Origin of the sequence: Mesorhizobium sp. B2-7-1, from assembly GCF_006440735.1 — a bacterium.
In the GTDB taxonomy this organism is placed as follows: domain Bacteria; phylum Pseudomonadota; class Alphaproteobacteria; order Rhizobiales; family Rhizobiaceae; genus Mesorhizobium.
In genome coordinates, this window is the sequence record NZ_VFUA01000179.1 from 1 (window position 1) to 7254 (window position 7254).

Consider the following 7254-nt stretch of genomic DNA (forward strand, 5'->3'; position numbering starts at 1 on the left):
CCGGCTCCAACCAGTCGAACGAAGACCTGAAGCGCCTTACCGACGGCGCGCTGTCCCGCTGACATATCAGTACCTATCGAAGTGCTGTGCCCTCGATTTGGCGAGACCCAAGCTGGGGCAATGCCTCATTCCTTCGCGCCCCCCTCGGTCCTGCCGGACATCTCCCCCACGAGGGGGGAGATTGGCGGCTCCGCCGACGCCTCCCTGCCTACCCACGCATGCTGTCTCTCCTCCCAAGCGATCCGCGTCGGCGCGGGAAAGTCCGGATCGGCAAAGCATCCGACTGCAACCGCGATCGCGTCCGGCTTGCGCTCCGGCTCCCAGAAGACGCTGGAGCCGCACTCCGGGCAGAAATGGAAGGTGACCGCATGGCCGCCGTCGGTCAATCGCCTGTAGGTGCTGGCAGCGCCTTCGGCCCTGACCGCCACGCGCGCAAAGAAGGCGGCAATGCCGTACGTGCTGCCGGTCCGCCTCTGGCAGTCGAGGCAGTGGCAAAGCGCGACCAGTCGCGGCTCGCCGTCACAGGAGATCTTCAGTTGCCCGCAGGCACAGGATGCGGTTCGCATGGGCTGTCTCATGGTTGACATGAATGCTTCGCGCGCCTCGCGGCGCCCGGCAATCGATATTTTCGGGAGGTGGGCTTGCCTTGGTGTGGCGAGGAAAGGCTCTCAAACCTTGAACACGCTCATCACCGCTTTCGAAGCCCGCGCGCAACGTCCAGGTTTCACGTCGCCCGGCTTCAGCGGCACGCCCTTGCCCGGGGCCACCGCCGGCTCGTACCAGCCGCGCAGCGCCTGGTCGGCGGCGCAGTAGCCCCAGTTCACCAGGTCGACCGTCTCTTCGCTGCCCAGGAAATGCAGCGACGTCCCGATATCGGCTGGCGCGGTGGCGGCGGTCTGCACGAAATTCGGTTCGGTCGCGTCCGGCTTGCTGGCGATCGACCAGAAGACGCCGCGCGCCGCCGCATAGTCGGGGCGCGTCGCGTCATTGGGCAGGCCGCGATCGTCGGCGTCCTTGGCTGCCTGGAAGCGCGCCACCAGGTCCCGGCGCCGCAACGAGCGCACCTGGTTGTCGGTGGTGTCGGCGACGCGCTTCAACTGCGAGAACCAGTTCCAGTAGCCGGCGTTCGAAGCCTGCCAGGGCGCGCCGGCGTCGCTCACCAGCAGCCAGCGGCAGCGCTTCAGCGCCGGTTCGATGCCGTGATTGTCGTAGACGCCGCCATCGGTCAGCACGGCGCGGGAAGGCTGCACCGGCGCGCCGACGCTCGGGTCGAGCTTGTCGTTCTTCCACGCGAAGGGCGTGAGGTCGAGCCGCAGCGGCGACAGGAAGGGCGGGAAGGCCGAGGAGGCGGCAACCGCGAGAGCCACCGGCAGGTCGGCCTGGTAAGCGACGCCGATGCGGTAGTCGGCGATATAGCGCCGCGACAGGCGAAACAGCGAGCCGGTGCCGAGATTGCTGGAGCAGAACACGAACCAGGGTTTTTCCGGCAGGCCCTTCAGCATCGGTCTCGAACCGGCGAACAGATGTTTGTCGTAGCAGGCGGCGACCTCGCGCGCGGGGCTGGAAAACGGGTTGAACAGGCCCTTGAAGATCGACGGCGCGTCGAGGAAGACCTGCGAGAAGTCCAGTATCCTGTCGAGATAGATATCGAAATTGCTGGCTGCGCCGTTGACGAATTTGAAGCGCGGCCAAAGCACCGCCAGCAGCCCGGCGGCGATCGAGCCGCCCGAGACCGAACTCACCATGTCGAGTTTCTGGAGCAGTCCCGCCTCGTTGAGGCGGCAGAGCGCGCCCGCATGAAACAGCATGGCGCGATAGCCGCCGCCCGACAGGCAGAGGCCGAGATCGTAGCGCTCGGCCTTGCCGCCATCCGCGTCCGGTGCTGATCCGGCCGCAATCGGCTCCATCGCGGCCCCCCTCTGCCTCCGGCGTCCTCGAGCTTGGCTTTGGTCAATCCAGCCCAGCGCCCGCATTCTTGCAAGTGGGGGAACGCGTAACTTCACAGATTGGAAATCGGCCGGCGTGCCGGCTGATGGGAGATTATCCGAAGCGGTTGGCCGGCACGCCGCGTACGCCAGGCTTGAACGCGAACAGGCCGCCCTCGGAGGGATTGGCGGCAAGATGCTCCGCGCTCATCGTGAAGCGCGCGGAGGTCACGAACAGCGTGTCGAGATCTGCACCGCCGAAGGCGCAGCTCATCGGCCAGCTGCAGGGCAGTTCGACGATCCGGTCCAGCCTGCCGTCGGGCGCGATGCGGGCGAGGCAGCTCCCGCCAACCACCCGGCAGTTCCAGACATAACCCTCGGCGTCGAGACAGGAGCCGTCCGGCAGGCCGCGCTCGAAACCGGTGAAGAAGGATTGGCGTTCGCCGAGCCGGCCTGCCTTCTTGTCCCACTCATAGCTGTAGAGCGCGTTCTTCATCGTGTCGGCGGTGACGAAGCGGCCGTCCGGCAGCCACGCCATCGTGTTGGTGATGCCGAAGCGGTCCTCGCTGAGCGACGCCGCCTTGCCGTTGGAGTCGACCCGGTAGAGCCGGCCCTCGTCGCTTGCTATGGCCAAGGGAGCGTCGTCCGACCCGATATTGTTGGCCATCGTGCCGACCCAGAACGAGCCGTCCGGCGCCACCACGCCCTCATTCAGCCTTGTGCCTGGCCAGTCGGCCTCGATCGTCGCGAGCGTCCGGAACGACCCGCCGAAATCCCACAGCGCGATGTCCTTGCGCAACCCGACGACGGCGCCGCCATCGGCGCGCAGGCCGACCGAGGTGACGAGGTCGCCCGTCGGCCAGTTCTCATGCGCTCCGGTCGACGGGTCCAGCCGATGGATCCGGCGGCCGATGATGTCGACCCAGACCAGCCTGCCACGGCGGTCATCCCACACCAGGCTCTCGCCGACCACGTCGCGCGCGCCGAAGATCAGGCCGGCTTCCGTGTCGTGCATGAGGCTTCTCCAGGCAGGTTTCAGAAATCAGCTTGACATATATCTTTTGGGTGAAATATGAGCAATTGAATAACAACCTGTCATACAGGTTTTCAGGGAAGCGGGATGCAAGAACAGACGGACCCTCCGGACGAGCCGAGTCCTGGCCTGGTCAGCACGGCGATCCAGGCGATCACCCAGCACATCCGTTCGGAAGGGCTGGCGCCGGGCGATCCGCTGCCAAGCGAAGCCGCCATGACGCGCCAGCTCAACGTCTCCCGCACCGTCGTTCGCGAGGCGTTCCGCTCGCTGTCGGCGATGCGCCTGATCGACATGAGCGCCGGGCGCCGCGCCACTGTCGCCAAGCTCGATACCGGCGCGATGTCGATGGTGATCGAGCACGGCATCACCACCCAGCAGATCAGCGTCCAGCAGGTCTACGACGTCAGGCGCACCATAGAGATGCGCACCGTTGCGCTTGCCGCGCTGCGCCGCACCGACCAGGAGGCTGCGGCGATTGCCCGGTCGGCCCGGCAGATGCGCGAGAGTTTCAGGAACCCCGAGGCCGTCATGGAGCATGACATCGCCTTCCACGAGGCGATCGCGGCGGCCTCGCACAATCCCGTCTTTTCGCTGATCGTCACCGCCTTCAGCGGCGTCACCCGCCGCACCTGGGTGATCGGCTGGCGCACCCGCTCGTCCGACGAGGCTCAGCTCAAGATGATCAAGGGCCATGAGGACATCGCCGACGCCATCCTCAAGGGCGATCCCCGGCTGGCGGCCGAGCACATGGCCGAGCATTTCGACAAGAGCGTCAAGGCGCTGCTCGACGCGGGGATTGCCTGATGAAGATTCGCGCCATCGAGACCGTCCGCATCGAGGAGCGGCCGAACCTGCTCTGGGTCGAAGTCCATACCGATGAGGGCATCACCGGGCTCGGCGAGACCTTTTTCCTGTCGCGCACCGTCGAGGAATATCTGCACGAATATGTCGCGCCGCGGGTGATCGGTCGCGACCCGCTGCAGATCGATCTCCTGGCCGCCGACCTCGTCGGCTATCTCGGCTTCCGCTCCAGCGGCGCCGAGGTGCGCGGCAACTCGGCCTTCGACATCGCGCTGTGGGACATTTTCGGCAAGGCCACCGGCCAGCCGGTCGCGCAACTGCTCGGCGGCTTCAGCCGCCGTTCGATCCGCACCTACAACACCTGCGCCGGCACCGAATACATCAAGGACGCCAAGGGCCAGACGACCGCCAATTACGGCATCGGCGCCGGGCGCGACTATGACGACCTCAACGCCTTCCTCACCCGCGCCGGCGACTTGGCCGGGGAACTGCTGGAGGATGGCATCACCGCCATGAAGATCTGGCCGTTCGACCACGCCGCGGAAAAGACGCGCGGCAACGACATTTCGGCCGCAGACTTGAAGGCCGCGCTCGAACCGTTTGAAAAGATTCGCAAAGCCGTCGGCGACAAGATGGACATCATGGTCGAGTTCCACTCCATGTGGCAGCTCCTGCCGGCCATCAGGATCGCGCAGGCGCTGAAACCCTACGCCACCTACTGGCACGAGGATCCGATCCGCATGGACAGCCTCGGCGACCTCAGGCGCTACGCCGCCGCGAGCCCGGCGCCGATCTCGGCCTCGGAGACGCTGGGCAGCCGCTGGGCTTTTCGAGACTTGTTGGAGACGGGAGCGGCCGGCATCGTCATGCTCGACATCTCCTGGTGCGGCGGCCTGTCGGAAGCGCGCAAGATCGCCTCGATGGCGGAGGCCTGGCGGCTGCCGGTGGCGCCGCATGACTGCACCGGTCCGGTGGTGCTCGCCGCCTCGACGCATCTTTCGCTCAACGCGCCCAACGCGCTGGTCCAGGAAAGCGTGCGCGCCTTCTACCGCACGTGGTACCGCGATCTGGTCACCGCGCTGCCGGAAGTGAAGGACGGCATGATCACCGTGCCGCCCGGGCCGGGCCTGGGGCTGGCGCTCAGTCCGGACCTCGGCCGCGCCTACACCGTCCATCGTCGCGTCAGCGACGGGACAAGCATCTGAAAAATCCAAAGGGAGGAACAGACATGAAGAAACTCACCGCAATGCTATTGCTCGGCGTCGCCCTGATCGGCGGCCAGTCCGTAGCCCGCGCCGACGGGCTCAACATCGTCTTCACCCATCATTCGTCGGCCTCGAACACGTTCTGGCAGGCGGTGAAGAAAGGCTTCGACGATGCCTGCGCCAAGGTCGAAGCGAACTGCAACATGGTCTTCACCCAGACCGAGGGCTCGGTCGAGCAGCAGGTAGCGAACATGCGCGCCGCGCTTGCCGCCAAGCCCGACGCGCTCTTGACCTCCATCGTCGACGACCACGCCCTGGACGACGTCATCAAGGAGGCACGCGACGCGGGCGTGCTGGTGATCGCCGTCAATGTCGACGACACCGAGGGCGCCAAGGGCAATGCGCGCCAGGCCTTCGTCGGCCAGGGTTTCAAGCCGGCCGGCTATTCGCTCGCCAAGGCGATTTCCGAGAGCTTCCCGAAGGACGGCCCGATCAAGGTGCTGGTCGGCATTTCGGCTCCCGGCCAGAACTGGTCGGAAAGCCGCGGCGCCGGCATCATGCAGTTCCTCGAGGAGTACAAGGCCGCGCACAAAGACCGCGACGTGTCTTGGGAGCGCATCGACAGCGGCACCGATCTCGCCATCACCTCCGACCGCGTCGGCGCCTATCTGAACGCCCATCCCGACACCACGGCCTATTTCGACACCGGCTTCTGGTGCGCCGGCGTGGCGCGTGTGCTGGCCGATCGCGGCGTGGCCCCCGGCAAGGTGCTGCTCGGCGGCTTCGACCTGGTGCCCGAGGTGCTGCAGCAGATGCAGAAGGGCTATGTCCAGGCGCTGGTCGACCAGCAGCCCTACATGCAGGGCTTCATGCCGGTGATGGAGGCCTATCTGAACAAGAAGATCGGCCTTGCTCCTTCGGACATCGACACCGGCCAGGGCATCGTGCGGCCGAAGGAAGCCGACAGCATCATGGCGCTGTCCGCCCAGGGACTGAGGTAAGCTCCCCAGATAGCGAGACCTGCATCGGCGGCGCCTGCCGTCGCCGATGCGTCCGAATCCCGAACCCCGGAGCCTTTCGTTGAAGCGCCTGTTCAAGACCTATCTCGAAAAACCGGAGCTGGCCGGGCTGATCCTTCTGGTGCTGCTCATCATCCTGTTCCAGGTGCGCTCGCACGGCGTGTTCTTGAACGCCGACAATCTGCGCGGCATCCTCGGCATCCTGCCGGAGGCCGGCCTCGTCGCCATCGGCGTCACCATCCTGATGATCAGTGGCGAGTTCGACCTCTCGGTCGGGTCGGTCTTTGCGCTGATGCCGATGTCGATGGCGGTGCTGATGGTGCATGGCTGGCCGTTCCCGCTGGCGCTGCTCGCCGGACTGCTGGTCGCGGCAGCGATCGGCTTCGTCAACGGCTACACCACCATCCGCTTTGCCATACCGAGCTTCATCACCACGCTCGGCATGCTGTTCATGGCGCGCTCGCTCACCGTCGTGGTCTCGGGCGGTTTCCCGCCGCTCTTACCCGCCGACCTGCCCAACTGGCTGTTCACCTCCTTCGTCGGGCCGGGCAACATGTTCCGCATGTCCTTCCTGTGGTTCGTGGCGGTTGCCGTGCTGACCTCGCTGATGCTGTCGCGCACCAATTTCGGCAACTGGATCAAGGCCACCGGCGGCTTCCTGCCGGCCGCCGCCTCGATGGGCATCCCGACCGCCAGGGTCAAGATCGTCTGCTTCATGCTGTGCTCGGTGCTTTCCGGCTTCGCCGGCATGCTGCAGGTGCTGCGGCTGGGCTCGCCGCTGCCCTCGATCGGCGAGGGAATGGAACTGCAGGCGGTTGCCGCCGCGGTCATCGGCGGCGCCTCGCTCACCGGCGGCATCGGCACGGTGATGGGCGGCATCATCGGCACGACGCTGATCCGCGTCATCGACAACGGGCTCGTGCTGAGCCACGTCGACGCCAACTGGTTCAAGTTCGCCATCGGCTTCCTCACCATCTTCGCCGTCGTCGCCAATGCCTGGATGCGCAAGCGCGCCAAGGCCATCAAGATGGAGGGCTGAGCCGTGGGCGAAGCGATCATCTCGGTGCGCGACCTGCACAAATGGTATTCTGGCGTGCACGCGCTGAAGGGCGTCTCGCTCGACTTCCGGCGCGGCGAGGCGCTCGGCCTTGTCGGCGACAACGGCGCCGGCAAGTCCACGCTGATCAACATCCTGTCCGGTGTCCACCGCGCCGACCAGGGAGAGATCAAGGTCGAGGGCAGGGCGGTCAGCATCGCCACGCCGCGCG

8 protein-coding genes are annotated in these 7254 nt (G+C 66.2%); 5 read left to right on the forward strand and 3 right to left on the reverse strand.

The genetic code is table 11. The features are described from left to right. Positions 1-125 precede the first annotated feature (125 nt). From FJ471_RS33690 to FJ471_RS33700, 3 genes are all read right to left on the reverse strand, one after another. Entirely contained in the window at positions 126-566 is a 441-nt protein-coding gene (locus tag FJ471_RS33690; protein ID WP_140810627.1) for a GFA family protein, read from the reverse strand. A 102-nt stretch (positions 567-668) separates the two neighbouring features. Next, on the reverse strand, positions 669-1907 hold the full coding sequence (locus tag FJ471_RS33695) for a patatin-like phospholipase family protein (protein WP_140810635.1): 1239 nt from the start codon (positions 1905-1907) through the stop codon (positions 669-671). 133 nt (positions 1908-2040) lie between these two features. Beyond that, entirely contained in the window at positions 2041-2940 is a 900-nt protein-coding gene (locus FJ471_RS33700) for an SMP-30/gluconolactonase/LRE family protein (RefSeq protein WP_140810644.1), read from the reverse strand. Between the two features lie 105 nt (positions 2941-3045). On the opposite strand from FJ471_RS33700, the gene FJ471_RS33705 reads away from it, so the two are divergent. The 5 genes from FJ471_RS33705 to FJ471_RS35630 form a co-directional block, all read left to right on the forward strand. Beyond that, entirely contained in the window at positions 3046-3765 is a 720-nt protein-coding gene (locus FJ471_RS33705; protein ID WP_140810652.1) for a FadR/GntR family transcriptional regulator, read from the forward strand. Further along, on the forward strand, positions 3765-4967 hold the full coding sequence (locus FJ471_RS33710) for a mandelate racemase/muconate lactonizing enzyme family protein (protein ID WP_140810660.1): 1203 nt from the start codon (positions 3765-3767) through the stop codon (positions 4965-4967). The genes FJ471_RS33705 and FJ471_RS33710 overlap by 1 nt, the downstream gene beginning before the upstream one ends. 23 nt (positions 4968-4990) lie before the next feature. Continuing rightward, positions 4991-5968 carry a sugar ABC transporter substrate-binding protein gene (locus tag FJ471_RS33715; protein WP_040980481.1) on the forward strand — a complete coding sequence of 326 codons (978 nt, stop codon included), beginning with the start codon at positions 4991-4993 and terminating at the stop codon, positions 5966-5968. A gap of 79 nt (positions 5969-6047) precedes the next feature. Continuing rightward, complete coding sequence (locus tag FJ471_RS33720) at positions 6048-7025, forward strand: ABC transporter permease (protein WP_140810668.1); 978 nt, start codon at positions 6048-6050, stop codon at positions 7023-7025. A gap of 3 nt (positions 7026-7028) precedes the next feature. Continuing rightward, positions 7029-7254: ATP-binding cassette domain-containing protein (locus tag FJ471_RS35630; protein ID WP_140810674.1), on the forward strand; the 226-nt coding region annotated here is incomplete at its 3' end.

Coding starts and splice junctions, on each gene's coding strand:
- FJ471_RS33690 (WP_140810627.1), bottom strand. CDS start 566: ATGCGAACCGCATCCTGTGCCTGCGGGCAACTGAAGATCTCCTGTGAC.
- FJ471_RS33695 (WP_140810635.1), bottom strand. CDS start 1,907: ATGGAGCCGATTGCGGCCGGATCAGCACCGGACGCGGATGGCGGCAAG.
- FJ471_RS33700 (WP_140810644.1), bottom strand. CDS start 2,940: ATGCACGACACGGAAGCCGGCCTGATCTTCGGCGCGCGCGACGTGGTC.
- FJ471_RS33705 (WP_140810652.1), top strand. CDS start 3,046: ATGCAAGAACAGACGGACCCTCCGGACGAGCCGAGTCCTGGCCTGGTC.
- FJ471_RS33710 (WP_140810660.1), top strand. CDS start 3,765: ATGAAGATTCGCGCCATCGAGACCGTCCGCATCGAGGAGCGGCCGAAC.
- FJ471_RS33715 (WP_040980481.1), top strand. CDS start 4,991: ATGAAGAAACTCACCGCAATGCTATTGCTCGGCGTCGCCCTGATCGGC.